This window comes from Arthrobacter globiformis, assembly GCF_030815865.1.
GTDB lineage: Bacteria > Actinomycetota > Actinomycetes > Actinomycetales > Micrococcaceae > Arthrobacter > Arthrobacter globiformis_B.
In genome coordinates this window covers 3,258,875-3,277,147 of record NZ_JAUSXI010000001.1, presented here as the reverse complement: position 1 = coordinate 3,277,147, position 18,273 = coordinate 3,258,875, and the positions used below count along the sequence as shown (strand labels likewise).

The window sequence follows — 18,273 nt, the reverse complement described above, 5'->3', positions numbered from 1 at the left end:
AGGGGACCCTGCGGCGTGGGCCCACCTTGATCGTGCGCGGTTACTTGATCCAGCGGAGGTTGTACTGGTACCGGTGCGGCTGGCCCTTGTTGACGTGGACACCTGCGGACACTGCGAAGCAGGTCAGCGCAATCCAGATGAGGGTGGCCAGGACGGCGAACAGATTGCCGACGACGGGAAGCAGCACCAGCAGATTGGCCACGAAGGCCGCAATCGTCGGCGGCAGCGTGAAGTTAAGGGCTTCCTTGGACTCCTGCGCGGTGAACGGGCCGCGGTCGCGGAAGATGAGGTAAATCAGCAGCGCCGGAACACAGCCGAGGATGCCGCCGAAGTGCGCCAGGGTGGCCCACTGCCGGTCCTCGCTGGCGGTCAGCGGAAGCGCATTGGCCGGAACGCCATGGTACTGGGGCAGGTCCTGGCCGGACTTTGTGTCCCTGCGGTCGCGAGCGTCTTCTGCCACGGTGTCTTCCTTAAGCTTGCGTTGGTGCGATAGTGCCTTGGCGCCGGGGCCGCGGTGCGGTGGTGCCGTACCAAGGATACCGGGCCGTAGGGGCAATAGCGGGCGGAACGCCGAATAGCGGGGCTGTGGCTACGGAACTGTGAGGAAATCGATGACCTCTTCCACCCGGCCCAGGAGGGCGGGCTCAAGGTCGGCGTAGGTGCGCACGGCGCCGAGAAGTTTTTGCCAGCCGAGGCCGATGTCCTCCTTGGTCTCGTGCGGCCAGCCGAAGGCGGTGAGGATGCCGGTTTTCCAGTCAGTGCCGCGCGGCACCACAGGCCACTGCGGAATGCCCAGTACCGACGGCCGGATCGCCTGCCAGACGTCGACGTACGGGTGGCCTACTATCAGCACGTTTCCGGCGGCGCCGGGGGAGGCCATCACGGCGTCGGCGATTCTGGACTCCTTGGAATCCGGGACCAGGTGGTCCACCAGAACGCCCAGCCTGCGGCCGGGGCCGGGACGGAAGGAGGCAACGGCCGCTGCCAGGTCATCGATGCCGTGCAGGGGCTCGACGACGATCCCCTCCACCCGGAGGTCATCGCCCCAGACTTTTTCCACGAGTTCGGCATCATGCTTGCCTTCAACCCAGATCCGGCTGGCCTTAGCCACCTGGGCGCGCTGCCCTTCCACCCGCACCGAGCCCGACGCCGTCCGTCCAGCCGTGCCCGATCCCGCGGGCTTCGCCTTGGGCGCCGGAGGCATCAGGCGGATCGGCTGGCCGTCCAGGAGGAATCCGAAACCAAGCTTAAAGGACCGGGATTTTCCCCGGCGGTCTTCGAGCGCCACCACGTGCATGCCGCCGGATTTCTCCACCCGAATCACTGCGCCCACCCAGCCGGACTGGACGTCCTCGAGAACCATGCCGCGCTCCACCGGCACCTCGGGCAGGCTGTTCTTGGCAGGCGCTGCGATCTCCTGCGGGCCCCAGGTCTGGTACTGCATTCGTTCACCGCTTTGCACTAGGACGGAGCCGCTCCGGCCGCGGGCATGCCGCCGGGGGACAGTCGCCCGGAATTTCGCCCGGAGCGGTACCAATGCTAACAACGCGGTGACTCATATTAGACTTGTTAGCACTTAGGCATGTCGAGTGCTAACTACAGCGTTTGCGGGCAGGATTAAGCCCGGCGCGGTTACGGCCAAAAGGAGGTGGACTGTGAGCGAACCACGGAAGCTTGAGGTGCTGCGCGCCATCGTGGAGGACTATGTCCATTCCCGCGAACCCGTCGGCTCCAAGGCCCTGGTGGAACGGCACCATCTGGGCGTTTCCAGCGCCACCATCCGCAACGACATGGCGGCACTGGAGGATGAGGGCCTCATCACGGCCCCGCACACCAGTGCAGGCAGGATTCCCACGGACAAGGGTTACCGCTTGTTCGTCGACCAGATCTCGGCGGTCAAGCCGCTCTCCCCGGCGGAGAAGCGTGCCATCCAGACCCTGCTCGAGGGGTCCGAGGACCTCGACGACGTCCTGGACCGGACGGCCCGGCTCCTGTCCCAGCTGACCAACCAGGTCGCCGTCGTGCAGTACCCGCACCTGAGCCGGGCCGTGGTCCGGCACATCGAATTTGTGCTGCTGGCACCGCGGAAGGTGCTGATCGTGCTGATCGCAGACTCCGGCAAGGTTGACCAGCGCGTCGTCGACGCCGGGCAGGACCTGTCAGACGACACTCTTGCCACCCTGCGCACCCGGTTCATGACCGGTGTGGGCGGAACGCCGGTGGCCATCCTGCCCCAGCACCTGGCCTCCGTCGTGGCCGGCTGCACGCCGGCCGAGCGCCCCGTTGCCATGGCCCTCGGCAAGGGGCTGGAGGGCCTGGCGCACAACAGCCGGGAGGACCGGATGGTCCTGGCCGGAACAGCCAACCTGGCGCGGTCCAACGTTGACTTCCCACTCAGCATCGGACCCGTGCTGGAGGCCCTCGAGGAGCAGGTGGTGATGCTGCGGCTCCTGAGCGACATGGCACAGGACCCCCGGGGCGTGGCCGTCAGCATCGGCCGCGAAAACCCCTACGACGGGCTGGCCGAGGCGTCGGTGGTGGCCACCGGCTACGGCCCCGACGCCACCGCCAAGGTGGGCATCCTTGGCCCCACCCGGATGGACTATCCCACCACCATGGCCGCCGTGCGCGCGGTGGCCCGCTACCTTTCGAGGATTCTGGGCCCGTGACCGCACGCGCCGGACATCCTTTGACCACAGGCAGTACAACCAGGAAGAGAAACGAACTTTGAGCAGCCACTACGACGTTCTTGGAGTCTCCGCGGAAGCCACCGGCGAGGAGATCAAAAAGGCCTACCGCAAGCTGGCCCGCTCGCTTCACCCGGACGTAAACCCCGGGGAAGACGCCGCCGAACGGTTCAAGGCCGTCACCCACGCCTACGAGGTGCTGTCCGATCCGCAGAAGCGCAGGGTCTACGACACCACCGGCAACGAGAACGGCACGGACAACGGCTTTGGCGGCGGCGGCTATGCCGGCCAGGGCTTCGCGTTCCAGGACATCTTCGACACCTTCTTCGGCGCCGGCGGCACCTCCGGCCCCGCGTCCCGCGTCCGCCGCGGCCAAGACGCGCTCATCAGCGTGCGGATCGACCTGCGCGATGCCGTCTTCGGCGTCAACAAGAAGCTGGAAGTGGACACGGCCGTCACCTGCCCCACCTGCGAAGGGTCCTGCTGCCGCGAGGGCAGCCACCCGGAACGCTGCGACATCTGCGGCGGCAGCGGCCAGGTGCAGCGGGCGGTCCGTTCCATCCTCGGCCAGGTCATGACCGCCGCCCCCTGCGGCTCGTGCGAGGGCTTCGGCACCGTCATCAAGGACCCCTGCAACGAGTGCAGCGGCCAGGGCCGCATCCGCAGCCGCCGCTCCCTGACCATCAAGGTCCCGGCCGGTGTGGCCACCGGAACGCGGATCCAGCTCTCCGGCCAGGGCGAGGCCGGCCCAGCGGGCGGGCCGTCCGGCGACCTCTACGTGGAAATCCGCGTCAACAACGACCCCACGTATGTCCGCGAGGGCGACGATCTCCACGCGACACTGAACATTCCCATGACCGCCGCTGCCCTCGGCACGGAGCTGAGCCTGGAAACCTTCGACGGCAAGCAGGAGATCGACGTCAAGGCGGGCACGCAGTCCGGCGAGATCATCACCCTCCGCGGCCTCGGCGTCACCCACCTGCGCGGCTACGGCCGCGGCGACCTCAAGGTCCATCTGCAGGTGGAAACGCCGTCCAGGCTCGACCCGGCCCAGGAGGATTTGCTCCGGCAGCTGGCCAAGCTCCGCGGCGAGCAGTTCTCCGAGGGAAAGCTCGCGGCCGGCGGTGGCGTCTTCGCCAAGTTGCGGGACCGCCTCGGTAACCTGTAGCGGTGAGCAACCCCGTCTTCTTCACCCCGGCCGGCGCGCTGGACAGCACTGTTCCCGGTTCGCTGTTCGTCCTGGACGGTGCCGAGGCCCGGCACGCGGTCACCGTGAAGCGCCTGGCAGTGGGCGAGCAGGTTGACATAGCCGACGGCGCCGGCAAACGCATCACGGGAACCGTGACGGAAGCTGCCCCCGCCGAGCTGACGGTTCAATGCACCTCCGTCAGTGTGGAACCGCGGCCGGACATCCGCCTCGTTCTCGTGCAGGCCCTCGCCAAGGGTGACCGGGACGAGTTGGCGATCGAAACCGCCACCGAGCTGGGCATCGACGCGGTGATTCCATGGCAGTCGGAACGCTCCATCGTCCGCTGGAAGGGTGACCGGGCGGCCAAGGCGCACGGCAAATGGCAGTCGGCCGTCACGGCCGCCGCCAAGCAGGCGCGCCGCGCCTGGATCCCCGAGGTGAGGCCCGCCGTCGACACCCAGGCGCTGGCCAAGGAAGTGGCGGACGCCGGCCTTGCCGTGATCCTGCACGAAGACGCGGTGACGCCGCTGCGGCGGGTCCTGGGCAAGTGGTCGGAGGAGCGCCAGGATGCGTCGGACCCCAGCGAGGTCCTCCTCATCGTTGGTCCCGAAGGAGGCATCAGCCCCCGCGAGGTCACCCGGTTGTGCAGCGCCGGGGCTATTACGGCACTGCTGGGACCGCACGTCCTGCGGTCATCGACGGCGGGACCGGCCGGCGTCGTGGTTGCCAGCGACGTCTTGGGCCGCTGGTAAGTCCAGGCTGCTGGTAAGTCCAGGCCGCTGGGAACTTCAGCCAGCGAACGCTTCGCTGAGGGGGCCGCTAGCGAACCGTGAACCCCCGTGAGTCCACGTTGAGTTCGTCCTCGGGCTTACCCGGGCCGATCTGGGAGACGCGCACCTCGTAGTTGCCGGGCGCGAGGTTGACCGTGATGCCGAAGACCCCGGAGGCGGCGGGATCCGCTGCGGCCGTGGCTTCCCCGGTCAGATAGCTTTCCTTGTCGCCGTTGTCCTGGACCTTAAGGATGCGCCAGTGGAGTTTGCCGTTGGGGACGGTGCTTCGTCCGGCGATTTTGACCCGTCCGTCGCCGACTTCGGTGCCCTGCTGCGGATCGATGATCCACACCGGTGCCACCATTCCGGCGCTGCGTGACGTGGGGGCACCGAGCTTCACGTGCTTGAACGCCATGTAATCGGTGTGCCCGTCCACCAGGATCACCACCTCGATCTGCTGGCCGGAGTCGATCAGGCCCGAGCTGGCCCCGGCGGCTGTCGCAGTGTAGACCAGCTGCTGGATGGCCCGCTGGGCCATGTCTGCGTCGAGGTTGCTGTTGAAGGCATCCGCGGAAACGTCCACGGTAATGACATTGGTGCCCGAGATCGACGTCGCCAGGTTCTTGGGGTTCTGCCACGGCGTGAAGAAGTCCGGATCCAGCGGCGTCTCCGACATCATGGCCCGCAGGGCCCGCGTGATCGGGTTCTCATCGTCCGGCACGTCGCGGAACTCGCGGTACAGGAAGACGTTGCTGTTGCTCCGCCCAATCCAGTAAACGGGCGCCTTGTTCGAGGACTGCGTCGTTTCCAGCGGCGCGCTGGTAGTGGGAACGCCGTCCGTGCCGGCGGCCCGGCGCGACGAGGAGGTCGGAGAGTTGGCCGATGTCACAGCAGGATCGGGATCGGCAATGCATCCGGAGAGCAGCAAGGCAGCCGGAAGCAGCGCCGAGAGCACTACGGAGCGAATCCGCGGTGCTTTCCGGCCCGGAGTTCCTGGCTGACTGATGCTGGCGATCCCTTCGAATGAGCAGTTGCTTGCGGGCACGCCCGACCGTTGCCGGCGGGCTCCTTTTCCAGCATTACACGAGACTTTGGGCCACACCGTGCCTTTCGGGGCAGGCGGCCGAACTGCAACGGGAACGATATGAGGCCGATACAAAGTTGATATCTAATTGCGGGAACGCGTTACAGAAATGCGGTCGCGTGACCTTCCCGGACGGCAGGCAGGGGCGAGCGCTGGCGTAAGATGTAAAGACACAAACGAGTTATTTTCCGAACTGGAGGGAACTTAAGGCCCCAGGCCGTCACCATGACTGAATCAGCAAACGGAAAGCGCCGCCTCAATACGGGGGACCGCACCACGGGCGAATTCCCCCATAGTCTCCCCGGTGTCCGGACGGAGGTGGTCATCTTCGATAACTCTGATCAGATGGTGCAGTCGCTGGGCAGCCACGACGAGGCCCTCCGGTTCATCGAAGACCAGTTCCCGGCCGTCAGTTTCCACGTCCGCGGCAACGAACTCTCCATCAACGGACCCGCGGCCGATGTTCCGCGGATCATGCGCCTGCTCCACGAGGTCCGGGGGCTCGTCGCCCGCGGCACCGTGATTACGCCCGCAGTCCTCCAGCAACTGGTCTCGCTGCTCCGCAGCCAGTCCCTGCAGAACCCGGTCGAGGTGCTGACCCACGACATCCTGTCCAGCCGCGGCAAGACCATCCGGCCCAAGACACTGAACCAGAAGAACTACGTGGACGCCATCGACGCGAACACGGTGATCTTCGGGATCGGTCCCGCCGGCACCGGCAAGACCTACCTGGCGGTGGCCAAGGCAGTGCAGGCCCTGCAGCAGAAGGAAGTCAGCCGGATCATCCTCACCCGTCCCGCCGTTGAAGCTGGCGAACGGCTGGGTTTCCTCCCCGGCACGCTCAGCGACAAGATCGACCCGTACTTGCGCCCGCTGTACGACGCGCTGCACGACATGATGGACCCCGAGTCCATTCCCCGGCTGATGGCGGCCGGAACCATCGAAGTCGCTCCGCTGGCCTACATGAGGGGCCGGACGCTGAACGACGCCTTCATCATCCTCGACGAGGCGCAGAACACCACGCCGGAACAGATGAAGATGTTCCTCACCCGCCTCGGCTTCGGCTCCAAGATGGTGGTCACCGGCGACGTCACGCAGGTAGACCTTCCGTTCGGAACCCGCTCCGGCCTGCGCATCGTCGAGGAGATCCTCACCGGAATCGACGACGTCAGCTTCTCCGTTCTGGACGCCGCCGACGTCGTCCGCCACCGCCTGGTGGGGGACATCGTCAACGCCTACGGCATCTGGGACGAAGCACAACGCAACCGGGTCAAGCATTCCGTGCCCCGGGAACGACGGGAGAGCGCGCATGAGCATCGAAGTTAACAACGAATCCGGCATCCAGGTGGACGAACCCCGGCTGGTGGCATTGGCACGCTTCATCTTCGAGCAGCTGTATATCCATCCGCAGGCGGAACTGTCCATCCTGCTGGTGGACGAGCCGGCCATGGAGAAGCTGCACATCGAGCTCATGGATGAGCCGGGAGCCACCGACGTGCTCTCGGTCCCCATGGATGAGCTGACCCCGGGAACCCCGGATAAGCCCACCCCGCAGGGGATGCTTGGCGACATCGCGATCTGCCCCCAGGTGGCCGAGGTCCAGGCCCGCAACGCCGGGCACTCGACGCAGGACGAGATGCTGCTGCTGACCACGCACGGAATCCTCCACCTGCTCGGCTATGACCATGCCGAGCCCGAGGAGAAGGCAGAAATGTTCGGCCTGCAGCGCGAACTGCTGACGGCATTCACCGGCAAAGAAGCACCGGCCGAGACCACCCAGTGACCTCCCTGCTCCTTGTCTGCATGGCGCTGGCGTTTCTCGGTGCCGCAGCGCTGCTGACTGCTGCCGACGCGGCGTTCAGCTTTCTTCCGCGCCACGACGCCGAGCAGGCGGTGCAGGGGAACCGGGGGCCGGCGTTGCGGAGGATCCTGGACCAGCCGATGACGCACATGCGTGCCCTGCGTTTTTGGCGGATCTGGTTCGAGACGGCCTCCGCAGTGGCCGTGGCTGTACTCCTCTACAGCGTGCTGGACAACGTCTGGCTGGCCGGGCTGGCCGCGACAGGCATTATGGCGGTCCTCGGGTTTGTGCTGGTGGGCGTCTCGCCGCGCCAGCTGGGCCGCTCGCATCCGGCCGCCGTGGCGCAGTATTCGGCGTCGCTCGTCCGGTTCCTGGCCTGGATACTTGGCCCGATCCCCGCCTGGCTGGTCCGGCTGGGCAGTGCCGTGGCCCCGGGTTCTCCCAACGGTGACGACTCCTACTTCAGCGAGGAAGAGTTCCGCGAACTGGTTGACCGGGCCACCGAGTCGGACATGATCGAGGACAACGAGGCAGAACTTATCCAGTCCGTCTTCGAGTTCGGCGACACCCTGGTCCGCGCCGTCATGGTGCCGCGGACGGACATCCTGACCATCGACGCCGGTTCAAGCCTGCACAGCGCGATGGCACTGTTCCTCCGGTCGGGGTATTCCAGGATCCCCGTCATCGGCGAAAACACCGACCAGATCCTGGGCATCATCTACCTCAAGGATGTGGCCGCCGCGATTCACGGCATGGATCCGGAGGCCGAACCGCCCGTGGTGGACTTGCTGGCCCGCGAGGTCCGCTACGTGCCGGATTCCAAGCCGGTGAGCGACCTCCTGCGGGAACTCCAGAAGGAATCCACGCACGTTGCCATCGTCATCGACGAGTACGGCGGGACGGCCGGGCTGGTGACGCTGGAGGACCTGATCGAAGAGCTCGTCGGCGAAATCGTGGATGAATACGATTCGGAAAGCGCTGCCGTCGTCGACCTCGGCGACGGCACGTACAGGGTGAGCTCCCGGATGGGGATCGACGACCTTGGCGAGCTGTTCGGCATCGAACTGGACGACGACGAGGTGGACACCGTGGGCGGCCTGCTGGCCAAGGCCCTCGGCCGGGTCCCGATCGTGGGCAGCGCCGTGGATATCGACGGCGTTTCGCTGCGCGCCGAGCGGCTCGAGGGCCGCCGGAACCGTGTCAGCCACATAATTGCGGCCGCTGCGCCGAAAGAACACACTGACCTTGAAGAACTTCTCGACGAGGCCGAATCAATGCAACAGGGAGTTCCACGTGAGCAAGCAGAATAAGGCCGACGGCGGCGAACCGTTCGGCGGGTACCATGCCGGATTCTCGGTGCTGGTGGGCCGGCCCAACGCCGGCAAGTCCACCCTCACCAACGCCCTGGTGGGCAAGAAGGTGGCCATCACGTCCGCCAAGCCGCAGACCACGCGGCACACCATCCGCGGAATCGTCCACCGCCAAGACGCCCAGCTGATCCTCGTGGACACCCCCGGCCTGCACCGGCCCCGCACGCTCCTGGGCAAGCGTCTTAACGACCTCGTTGCCGACACGCTCTCCGAGGTGGACGCGATCGGGTTCTGCATCCCTGCCAACGAGAAGATCGGCCCCGGTGATAAGTTCATCGCCGCCCAGCTCGCCGCCGTGGGGCGCAAGCCGGTGATTGCCCTCGTCACCAAGACCGACTTGGTGGACCGGCAGGCGCTGACGGAGCAGCTGCTGGCCGTCGCCGAGCTCGGCAGGGAAGTGCTGGGCGAGGACGGCTGGAAGGACATCGTTCCAGTCTCGGCCGCAGACGGGTTCCAGGTGGGCACAGTGGCGGACGTTTTGATCAGCCACATGCCGCCGTCGCCGCCGCTCTATCCGGACGGCGAGCTGACCGATGAGCCGGAGGCCGTCATGGTGGCCGAACTCATCCGCGAGGCTGCGCTGGAGGGTGTGCGCGACGAGCTGCCGCACTCACTGGCCGTGGTGGTCGAGGAGATCGTTCCCCGCGAGGGCCGGACCGAGGACAAACCGCTCCTCGACGTCCGCGTCAACCTCTACGTGGAGCGCCCGTCGCAGAAGGCGATCATCATCGGCAAGGGCGGAAGCCGCCTGCGGGAGGTCGGCACCAACGCCCGGAAGGGCATCGAGGCGCTCCTGGGCACCCGCATCTACCTCGACCTGCACGTCAAGGTGGCCAAGGACTGGCAGCGCGACCCCAAGCAGCTGGTGAAACTCGGGTTCTGACCCGCTGACGCCTGAATTCCCCGGCTGGCGCCTGCGCGCCGAGCCGTGAACGCCTGATGTCCGGCGTTTTCCCAGAAACGGCTACTAAAATAGGCCGGATCCCATTTTTTCGAGGAAGGTACACCCTGTGGTGCGACGCCGCGACAACCGCGCCCAAGGACCGGGCACCCCCGCCCGTTCCGAGCCAGCTGCCCGGCATGCCGAGGACGCCCGTCTGGGCGCCGCCCGGCACCTGAATGTCCGCCACATGCCCACGTGGCTCAAGGTGACCACCGCCGTCGTCGCCGTGGTCCTGGCCGGCGGCCTGGCCTTTGCCGGCTACTGGTACTTCAGGCTGCAGTCCAACATCTCCACGGCCGCACTCGGCGCCGGAAGCAGCCGCACCGACGCCACGGACGACGCCACCGGCAGGCTGCAGATCCTGATCCTGGGCTCCGACACCCGCGACGGCAAGAACTCCAACTACGGCAGCTCCGAGGATTCCACCGGCTACGGCAACTCCGACGTCATGATGCTCATGGACATCTCGGAGGACAACAAGCGGGTCAACGTCATCAGCTTCCCCCGCGACCTGCTGGTGGACATCCCCAAGTGCACCGACCAGAAGACCGGCAAGCAGTACCCGGCCCGCAGCGGCATCATGATTAACGAGGCCATGAAAGAGGCCGGCATCGGTTGTGCCGTGGACACCGTTAACAAGCTGACCGGCATGGAGATTGACCACTTCATGATGGCCGATTTCAACGCCGTCAAGGAACTGTCGAACGCCGTGGGCGGCGTCGAGGTGTGCATCAGCGACGCCGTCTATGACCCCGACTCGCGGCTGAAGCTGCCAAAGGGCACCTCGCAGGTGCAGGGCGAACAGGCCCTCGCCTTCCTCCGCACCCGCCACGCGTTCGGCGACGGCGGCGACCTCGGCCGCATCAAGGCCCAGCAGGGCTTCCTGTCCTCGCTGACCCGGAAGATCAAGGATGACGGCACCCTGTCCAACCCGGCGAGCCTGCTGAACATCGCCGACGTCATCACGAAGAACCTCACCGTCGACGACGGGCTCGCCTCCGTGCCGTCCATGGTCACCATCGGCAACCGGCTGAAGACGATCGACGTCGGCAAGGTCGCCTTTGTGGCGATGCCGACTGTCCCTGCCGCCAGCGATCCCAACCGGTTGGAAGCCGCGCAACCGGCCGCCTCACAGCTGTTCGCTGCCCTGCGGAAGGACGTCGACCTGACGGACCCGGAAGGGAAGGAAACCCCGTCACCGTCGGCGACGCCCAAGCCTTCGGCGGGCTCCACGCCGTCGGCCACGCCCAAGCCCACCGCGACGGCGGCGCCGTATGACAAGACGCTGCAGCCCATCACCGTGGCAAACGGAACCGGCTCGCCCACTCGGACCCAGGAAATCGTTGACGCCGTTGTGGCCGGCGGCTTCACCCAGGTGGGGCAGCTGGAGGCCGACGGTACGGCAAAGACCATGGTGTACTACGGGCCTGAGTTCGCGGACGTCGCCGCCGATGTGGCAGCCCTCTTCGGAATCCCGGCCGCCCAGGTGGCGCCGTCGTCCGGCGTCGCGGGCGTGCAGCTGTACCTGGGTTCCGACTTCCCGTCCGGAACGAAGTTCGGCAAGACCACCGTGCCCAAGGACATCGTCAACCAGACAGCCAGCGACACCGTCTGCCAGCAGGCAAACCCCGAGCTGATCGTGCAGTAGCTGATCGTGCAGTAGCTGTCTGCAATATTGTTCCAAAGAAAATGCCGGGCCGCCCCGAACGGGGGCAGCCCGGCATTTCTGCACTCACCAGATGCTGACGCGCTCCGCCGGGGGCATCCACATCCCGTCCTCCTCCGTGACGCCGAATGCGGCGTGGAAGGAGTCGAGGTTCTTGGCGATGGCGTTGGTGCGGAACTCGTTGGGGGAGTGCGGGTCAGTGGCCAGCCGCCGGATGGCCTCCTCGGTGCGGATCACTTGGCGCCAGCCGGCCGCCCAGGAAGCGAAGAAGCGCTGTTCACCCGTCAGCCCGTCGAGCACTGCGGGTTCCTGGCCGTCAAGGCTGAGGCGGTAGGCCTTGTGTGCAATGGTGAGCCCGCCCAGGTCGCCGATGTTTTCGCCCAGCGTGAGCTTGCCGTTGACGTTGTGGCCGGGCGCGGCGTACGGGGACAGCGCGTCGAACTGGTCCACGAGGCGGTTGGTCAGGGCTTCGAAGGCCTTGCGGTCGTCCTCGGTCCACCAGTTGCGCAGCTCGCCCGTGCCGTCGAACTGCGAGCCCTGGTCATCGAAGCCGTGGCCGATCTCGTGCCCGATCACGGCCCCGATGCCGCCGTAGTTCACCGCATCGTCGGCGTCGGCGGTGAAGAACGGCGGCTGGAGGATGGCCGCCGGGAAAACGACCTCATTCAGCATCGGGTGGTAATACGCGTTGACGGTCTGCGGCGTCATGAGCCACTTGTTGAGGTCCACCGGCTTGCCCACCTCGTCAAGGTGCCGGTCGACGTCGGCGTTGTGGGCCCGTTCGACGTTCCCCAGCAGGTCGGCGGGGTCAATCACGACTGCCGAGTAGTCGATCCACTCGTCGGGGAAACCGATCTTCGCCCGGAACGCCCCCAGTTTCCGGAGCGCCTCGGCCTTGGTGTCCTCGCCCATCCATTCCAGCCCGCTGATGCTCTGCCGGTAGGCCTCGATCAGGTTCCCCACGAGGGTCTGCATGCGGGCCTTGTGGCCCTCCGGAAAGTGCCGGGCCACATAGATTTGGCCGACGGCCTCGCCCAGTGCCGCCTCGACGACGGCGACGCCCCGTTTCCAGCGGTCCTTGTTCCGGGGGGTGCCGCTGATGGTGGTGCCGTAGAAGGCGAAGTTCGTATCCACGAAGGCGGACGACAGGTAGGGGGCCGCCGAGTTGATGACCCGCAGGGCAAGCCATTCCTGCCACACCGGCAGTGACTCCGAGGCCAGCAGTGCAGCGGCGCCGGCAAAGAAGTCAGGAGTGCTGACAACGATCTCCTGCCGCTTCTCCGGGGCGATGTCCGCGGCCTCAAACCATGCGTCCAGCAGGGGGAACAGCTCGCGTGCTTCGTCGGCCGACTTCAGGTTGTAGGTCTTCTGGGGGTCGCGGAGCGTGACGTTGTCCCAGTGGTGCGAGGCGAGGGCGGTCTCCAGTGCCACCACCCGGGCCGCGGCATCTTCGGGATCGGCCACGCCGGCCAGGCCGAACATGGTGCTCACGTAATCCCGGTAGGACTGCACGACGGGGACGAATTTCTCCTCGCGGTAATAGGACTCGTCGGGGAGCCCGAGGCCGCCCTGCCCCGTGTACAGCAGAACGCGGTCGGGGTTGCCAGCATCCGGTGCCGGGTAGATGTAGAAAAGTCCCGACACATCCGAACGGAAGAGCCGGCCGGCCAGTGCCAGCAGCTCGAAAATGCTCGCAGTGGCGAAGACCTCGGCCAGGCGTCCGCGGATGGGGTCCAGGCCCCTGGCCTCTACGGCTGCCTCATCCATGAAGCTGCTGTAGAGGTCGCCGATCTTCCGCTCGATGCCGCTGGCCTCGGACCCCTTGGCCGCGGCTTCCTCAATGATTTCCCGGACTGCCAGCTCGGAGCCGTCGCGTAGGGCTGTGAATGTGCCCTCCAGCGCACGGTCGTCAGGGATGGTGGTGTCCTTCAGCCAGGCGCCGTTCACATGCTGGTAGAGGTCGTCCTGTGGCCTTACGCTGCGGTCGATGTTTGACAGGGCGATCCCCGAAATTGGCACAGGAGCTCCTTTGATGACGGGCTGCGGCCGGCACTCTCACCGGTGCAGCGTCTGCATGGTGGACGTTGCTGGAGGTGTTGCTCCTTCATCTTACGCACCCGTGTTACTGTGAAATGGTGCGTGCAGAGCTCCTTCTTCTTAGCTGCCGCGGCGAGGCCTCAGACGCGATCTAGCGCAAGGCCCACCCTCGTCGCGGAGTCTGTGTTGCCCGGCCGCCCTTTCACTCAGGAATCACAGAAAAGGCCAGATTAATGCGAAACGCACAGAAGCCCTCGGGAATGCCGATCCACCGCTATGTCCCCTTCCAGGACCAGATCAAGGTCGATCTGCCGGACCGCACCTGGCCGGACAAGATCATCACCACGGCCCCGCGCTGGTGCGCAGTTGATCTGCGGGACGGCAACCAGGCGCTGATCGACCCCATGAGCCCGGCCCGCAAGATGAAGATGTTCGACCTGCTGGTCCGGATGGGCTACAAGGAGATCGAGGTCGGCTTCCCCTCCGCGTCCCAGACCGACTTCGACTTCGTCCGGCAGCTGATCGAGGGCAACCACATCCCGGATGACGTCACCATCCAGGTGCTGACCCAGGCCCGCGAACACCTCATCGAGCGGACTTACGAGTCGCTGGTGGGTGCCAAGCAGGCCATCGTGCACCTGTACAACTCCACGTCTGTCCTGCAGCGCCGCGTGGTGTTCAACCAGGACGAGGACGGCATCCTGGACATCGCGCTGCAGGGCGCCCGCCTCTGCAAGAAATACGAAGAAACGCTGGGCGACACCCACATCACCTACGAGTACTCGCCGGAGTCCTTCACGGGCACCGAGCTGGAGTACGCGGTCCGCGTCTGCAACGCCGTCGCCGACGTCTTTGAGGCGTCCGCCGACCGCCAAGTGATCATCAACCTGCCCGCCACGGTGGAGATGGCCACCCCGAACGTCTACGCGGACTCCATCGAGTGGATGAGCCGCCACCTGCACCCGCGCGAAGGCATCATCCTCTCCCTGCACCCGCACAACGACCGCGGCACCGGTGTGGCCGCGGCCGAGCTGGGCTACCAGGCCGGCGCCGACCGCATCGAGGGTTGCCTGTTCGGCAACGGTGAGCGGACCGGCAACGTGGACCTGGTGACCCTCGGCCTGAACATGTTCGTGCAGGGCGTTGACCCGATGATCGACTTCTCCGACATCGACGACGTCCGGCGCACCGTGGAGTACTGCAACCAGCTGCCCGTGGCGGAGCGTGCACCCTACGGCGGTGACCTCGTCTTCACCGCGTTCTCCGGGTCCCACCAGGATGCCATCAAGAAGGGCCTCGAAGCCCTGGAGAAGGATGCGGCAGCTGCAGGCAAGGACGTCAGCGACGTCACATGGCAGGTGCCCTACCTGCCCGTGGACCCGAAGGACCTCGGCCGCAGCTACGAGGCCGTGATCCGTGTCAACTCCCAGTCCGGCAAGGGCGGCGTGGCCTACCTGCTGAAGAACGAGCACAGCCTGGACCTGCCGCGGCGGGCACAGATCGAGTTCTCCGGCGTCATCCAGCGGCGCACGGACACCGTGGGCGGCGAGGTCAGCGGCGCCCAGCTGTGGCAGCTGTTCCAGGACGAGTACTTGCCCTCCGCCAAGGCGGAAAGCCAATGGGGCCGGTACTCGCTCGGCTCGGTGAAAACCGAAACCGACGAGGACGGCTCCATGACCCTGCACGCCTCGCTGGGTGTGGACGGCACCCACGTCAGCCGCACCGGCACCGGCAACGGCCCCATCGCCGCGCTGCTGGACATCCTCGGCCAGGACGGCGTGGATGTGCGGGTCCTGGACTACAGCGAGCACGCCCTGTCTGAGGGCGGCAGCGCCCTCGCCGCGGCCTACGTTGAATGCGCCGTGGGGGAGCGCGTCCTGTGGGGTGTCGGCATCGATGCCAACACCAGCACGTCTGCGCTGAAGGCAGTCATCTCCGCCGTGAACCGGGCCATCCGGGACGCCCAGGCCTGAGCTTCCTGACAGCTGCGCCGCCGGTACACACCGGCGGCGCAGCTGGTTCCGGGAGTCAATGGGAAGATTAAGCGTGGTCCAATCATTTGCAGCGCGCAGCTACCGCGACGACGCCGTGGTGTTGCGCACCCACAAGCTGGGTGAGGCGGACCGCATTATCACCCTGCTGACCAAGCACCACGGCCAGGTCAGGGCGGTGGCCAGGGGGATCCGGCGGACCACCAGCCGCTTCGGCGCCCGCCTGGAGCCCTTCATGGTGGCAGACCTGCAGCTCGTGTCCGGCAAGACCCTCGACATCGTGACGCAGGCCGTCGCGAAAGGGGCGTACGGGGGCAACATCGCCGCCGACTACGGCCGTTACACGGTGGCCGCGGCCATGACCGAAACCGCCGAAAAGCTGACCGACGTCGACGGTGAAGCCGGGACGGCCCAGTACAACCTGCTGGTCGGCGCGCTGGCCTCGCTGAGCCGCGGGGACCACGCGCCGGAGCTGATCCTGGATTCCTACCTGCTGCGGGCCCTTTCAACCGGCGGCTGGGCGCCCAGCTTCACGGACTGCGCGCGCTGCGGCGCGCCCGGACCGCACACCGCCTTCTCCGCCCCGCTGGGTGGCATGGTCTGCGGCGACTGCCGCCCGCCGGGGTCACCGGCGCCGGCGCCGGAAACGGTTTGCCTGCTGGGTGCGCTGCTCACCGGGGACTGGCCGACGGCGGATGCCTCACTTCCGCTGCACCGCCGGGAATCCGCGGGTCTGGTGGCAAGCTATCTGCAGTGGCACCTGGAGCGTGTCCTGAAATCCCTCAAACATGTGGAGCGTACCTAACAGTGTCCTTGGGAAAGAAGACCAGTCCTGCCCGGCGCCGCACCGCTCCGGTGGTGGCCCCGTACCCGCACCACACGGGGGCGGTTCCGCCGTCGATCCCGGCCGAATTCGTGCCGCGGCACGTGGCCATCGTGATGGACGGCAACGGCAGGTGGGCCAACCAGCGCGGCCTGCCGCGCATCGAGGGCCACAAGGCGGGGGAGCCCGCACTGCTGGACGTCGTGGCCGGTGCCATTGAACTCGGCATCGAGTACGTCAGCGTGTACGCCTTCTCCACGGAGAACTGGCGCCGGTCTCCCGAGGAAGTCCGCTTCCTGATGGGGTTCAACAAGGAGGTGCTGCGCAGGCAGCGCAACCAGCTGGACGAGTGGGGCGTGCGGATCCGCTGGTCCGGCAGGCGACCCCGCCTTTGGGGCTCAGTGATCCGCGAACTCGAGGAGGCGGAGGCGTACACCGCTGGAAACAGCACCTGCACGCTGACCATGTGCGTGAACTACGGAGGCAGGGCGGAAATCGCGGACGCGGTGTCCGCCATTGCCCGGGACGTGGCCGACGGCAGGCTCAAGCCCGGGGCCATCACCGAGAAGACGATCCAAAAGTACCTCGACGAGCCGGACCTTCCCGACGTCGACCTCTTCCTCCGCAGTTCCGGTGAACAGCGCCTCTCCAACTTCATGCTGTGGCAGTCGGCGTATGCGGAGTTCGTCTTCCTGGACACCCTGTGGCCCGACGTCGACCGCCGGACCCTCTGGGATGCCGTGGAAATCTACGCCCAGCGGGACCGCCGGTACGGCGGGGCAGTGGACGCCGCCCAGGCCCTCTAGGTTCCGCCGGTGTTGGAAGTCGCGTTCCTGGACCCCCTGTCCCTGGATCAGGCGGCGTAGCCCCTGATCCATTTGGCCAGGCGCCGGTAGGCGTCGGCCCGCACGTCGGCGCGGGAAAGGAACACGTCGTGAAGGGCCCCGTCGATGCGCTCCACGGTGACGCTCCGGCCTAGCGACATGGCACGGGCGGCAATAGTGTTGACGTCCAGCACCGCGTCCGTGCGGCGCATTTCCTCGTTCCACACCATCCCGTTCTCGCTCGCCGCCGACAGCAGGACCAGAACGGGAACGCCGATGCCGAGGCCGCGCGCAACCTTGGCCTGCCCGGCCAGGATGGCACTGAGCCAGGCCGCGCGCACCGGAAAGGCCAGTGGCGGCCGGTAGGCAGCGTCCAGAGTCCATTCGCCTTCGGCGGAACTGCTGATGCTCCGCCAGTAGAAGCCGCGCTCCGGCAGCCTGAGCACCGCCTCCGGCCGCAGGCGGGCGATTGGCTCCACCATGGTCCAGGCCGCACGGCGGACCAGGGCGCTGCCGTGCATTTCGAGCCAGGGACTGTTCAGGACCAGCTGGGAAACGGCGCCGGGGTTGCGGCTGGCCCACAGGGCTGCCACGAGGCCGCCGGTGGAATGGCCCATGAGCGCGAGCCGCACGGGTCCTGCACCTCCGGACTCGGTGATCATGCCGGCCGCGGTGCCGATCTCGGCGTCGTAGTGTCCCAGATCTGCGACGTAGCCGCCATGGGTGCCCGGCTGAAGGCTGCGGCCGTGGTTGTGCATATCCAGGGCAAAGAATTCGAAGCCGTGCGCGTCCCAGAACCGCGCCAGCTCTATGTTGAAGAAGTAGTCGCTCCAGCCATGCAGGAAGAGCACTGCCCGGCGCGGTCCGGCGCTACGGACGTCCGGGGCGTCCGGTGGAGCGAAGCGAACCGGACCAGGGTGGCCCGGCGGCGGACGCCGTCCCCGCCCGCGGCTTCGAAGGCGCAGGACTCGAAGCCCGGCCCCAGGATGTCGCTCTGCCACTCCATGGCACCAGCGTAGGCTTTGCAGTCCCGGCCCGGGTGGTGTGTCAGCCCGGTTTGGTCTGTACCGCCGAAGACGGAAAACTAG

15 protein-coding genes and 1 pseudogene are annotated in these 18,273 nt (G+C 66.7%); 11 read left to right on the top strand and 5 right to left on the bottom strand.

Features of this window, described 5'->3' with window-relative positions; translation table 11 throughout:
- Positions 1-40: 40 nt before the first annotated feature.
- On the bottom strand, positions 41-460 hold the full coding sequence (locus QFZ33_RS15040) for a DUF4870 domain-containing protein (protein WP_214856845.1): 420 nt from the start codon (positions 458-460) through the stop codon (positions 41-43).
- Positions 461-589: 129 nt separating this feature from the next.
- Positions 590-1,444: a DUF3097 domain-containing protein gene (locus QFZ33_RS15035; RefSeq protein WP_307028734.1), complete on the bottom strand. Its 855-nt coding sequence runs from the start codon at positions 1,442-1,444 to the stop codon at positions 590-592.
- A 211-nt stretch (positions 1,445-1,655) separates the two neighbouring features.
- Here QFZ33_RS15035 and hrcA point away from each other — a divergent pair, with 211 nt between their 5' ends.
- Genes hrcA through QFZ33_RS15020 form a run of 3 tightly spaced genes read left to right on the top strand, consistent with a single transcriptional unit; the run spans position 1,656 to position 4,628 of the window.
- Positions 1,656-2,669, top strand: a complete 1,014-nt coding sequence (gene hrcA, locus QFZ33_RS15030; RefSeq protein WP_307028732.1) for a heat-inducible transcriptional repressor HrcA — start codon at positions 1,656-1,658, stop codon at positions 2,667-2,669.
- A gap of 58 nt (positions 2,670-2,727) precedes the next feature.
- A complete protein-coding gene (gene dnaJ / locus QFZ33_RS15025) occupies positions 2,728-3,855 on the top strand; it encodes a molecular chaperone DnaJ (RefSeq protein WP_307028730.1) in 1,128 nt (375 codons plus the stop codon).
- Positions 3,856-3,857: 2 nt separating this feature from the next.
- Positions 3,858-4,628, top strand: coding sequence for a 16S rRNA (uracil(1498)-N(3))-methyltransferase (locus QFZ33_RS15020; protein ID WP_307028728.1), 771 nt, complete (start codon positions 3,858-3,860; stop codon positions 4,626-4,628).
- Between the two features lie 67 nt (positions 4,629-4,695).
- Here the strand turns inward: QFZ33_RS15020 and QFZ33_RS15015 are convergent, their stop codons facing one another.
- Entirely contained in the window at positions 4,696-5,613 is a 918-nt protein-coding gene (locus tag QFZ33_RS15015; RefSeq protein ID WP_307031834.1) for a GerMN domain-containing protein, read from the bottom strand.
- A 342-nt stretch (positions 5,614-5,955) separates the two neighbouring features.
- On the opposite strand from QFZ33_RS15015, the gene QFZ33_RS15010 reads away from it, so the two are divergent.
- The 5 genes from QFZ33_RS15010 to QFZ33_RS14990 all read left to right on the top strand — a co-directional run bounded on the left by QFZ33_RS15010 (position 5,956) and on the right by QFZ33_RS14990 (position 11,492).
- Complete coding sequence (locus QFZ33_RS15010) at positions 5,956-7,056, top strand: PhoH family protein (RefSeq protein WP_307028726.1); 1,101 nt, start codon at positions 5,956-5,958, stop codon at positions 7,054-7,056.
- A complete protein-coding gene (ybeY, locus tag QFZ33_RS15005; RefSeq protein ID WP_102974527.1) occupies positions 7,040-7,513 on the top strand; it encodes an rRNA maturation RNase YbeY in 474 nt (157 codons plus the stop codon). The genes QFZ33_RS15010 and ybeY overlap by 17 nt, the downstream gene beginning before the upstream one ends.
- On the top strand, positions 7,510-8,841 hold the full coding sequence (locus QFZ33_RS15000) for a hemolysin family protein (RefSeq protein WP_307028724.1): 1,332 nt from the start codon (positions 7,510-7,512) through the stop codon (positions 8,839-8,841). The genes ybeY and QFZ33_RS15000 overlap by 4 nt, the downstream gene beginning before the upstream one ends.
- On the top strand, positions 8,825-9,784 hold the full coding sequence (gene era, locus QFZ33_RS14995; RefSeq protein WP_307028722.1) for a GTPase Era: 960 nt from the start codon (positions 8,825-8,827) through the stop codon (positions 9,782-9,784). Before QFZ33_RS15000 ends, era begins: the two co-directional genes overlap by 17 nt.
- A gap of 127 nt (positions 9,785-9,911) precedes the next feature.
- The gene (locus QFZ33_RS14990) at positions 9,912-11,492 is read left to right on the top strand and encodes an LCP family protein (RefSeq protein ID WP_307028720.1); all 1,581 of its coding nucleotides are present in this window, start codon (positions 9,912-9,914) and stop codon (positions 11,490-11,492) included.
- An 84-nt stretch (positions 11,493-11,576) separates the two neighbouring features.
- Here QFZ33_RS14990 and QFZ33_RS14985 read toward each other — a convergent pair whose 3' ends face one another.
- Positions 11,577-13,529 carry a M13 family metallopeptidase gene (locus QFZ33_RS14985; RefSeq protein ID WP_307028718.1) on the bottom strand — a complete coding sequence of 651 codons (1,953 nt, stop codon included), beginning with the start codon at positions 13,527-13,529 and terminating at the stop codon, positions 11,577-11,579.
- 251 nt (positions 13,530-13,780) lie between these two features.
- Here QFZ33_RS14985 and leuA point away from each other — a divergent pair, with 251 nt between their 5' ends.
- The 3 genes from leuA to QFZ33_RS14970 are packed head-to-tail and all read left to right on the top strand — an operon-like array spanning position 13,781 to position 17,167.
- Positions 13,781-15,520: a 2-isopropylmalate synthase gene (gene leuA / locus QFZ33_RS14980; protein ID WP_307028716.1), complete on the top strand. Its 1,740-nt coding sequence runs from the start codon at positions 13,781-13,783 to the stop codon at positions 15,518-15,520.
- A gap of 58 nt (positions 15,521-15,578) precedes the next feature.
- On the top strand, positions 15,579-16,343 hold the full coding sequence (recO, locus tag QFZ33_RS14975; RefSeq protein WP_307028714.1) for a DNA repair protein RecO: 765 nt from the start codon (positions 15,579-15,581) through the stop codon (positions 16,341-16,343).
- A 2-nt stretch (positions 16,344-16,345) separates the two neighbouring features.
- A complete protein-coding gene (locus QFZ33_RS14970; RefSeq protein WP_307028712.1) occupies positions 16,346-17,167 on the top strand; it encodes an isoprenyl transferase in 822 nt (273 codons plus the stop codon).
- A gap of 47 nt (positions 17,168-17,214) precedes the next feature.
- Here QFZ33_RS14970 and QFZ33_RS14965 read toward each other — a convergent pair.
- Positions 17,215-18,191 (bottom strand): annotated as a pseudogene (locus QFZ33_RS14965) (alpha/beta hydrolase).
- Positions 18,192-18,273 lie beyond the last annotated feature (82 nt).

Coding starts and splice junctions, on each gene's coding strand:
- QFZ33_RS15035 (WP_307028734.1), bottom strand. CDS start 1,444: ATGCAGTACCAGACCTGGGGCCCGCAGGAGATCGCAGCGCCTGCCAAG.
- QFZ33_RS15010 (WP_307028726.1), top strand. CDS start 5,956: ATGACTGAATCAGCAAACGGAAAGCGCCGCCTCAATACGGGGGACCGC.
- ybeY (WP_102974527.1), top strand. CDS start 7,040: ATGAGCATCGAAGTTAACAACGAATCCGGCATCCAGGTGGACGAACCC.
- leuA (WP_307028716.1), top strand. CDS start 13,781: ATGCGAAACGCACAGAAGCCCTCGGGAATGCCGATCCACCGCTATGTC.
- recO (WP_307028714.1), top strand. CDS start 15,579: ATGGGAAGATTAAGCGTGGTCCAATCATTTGCAGCGCGCAGCTACCGC.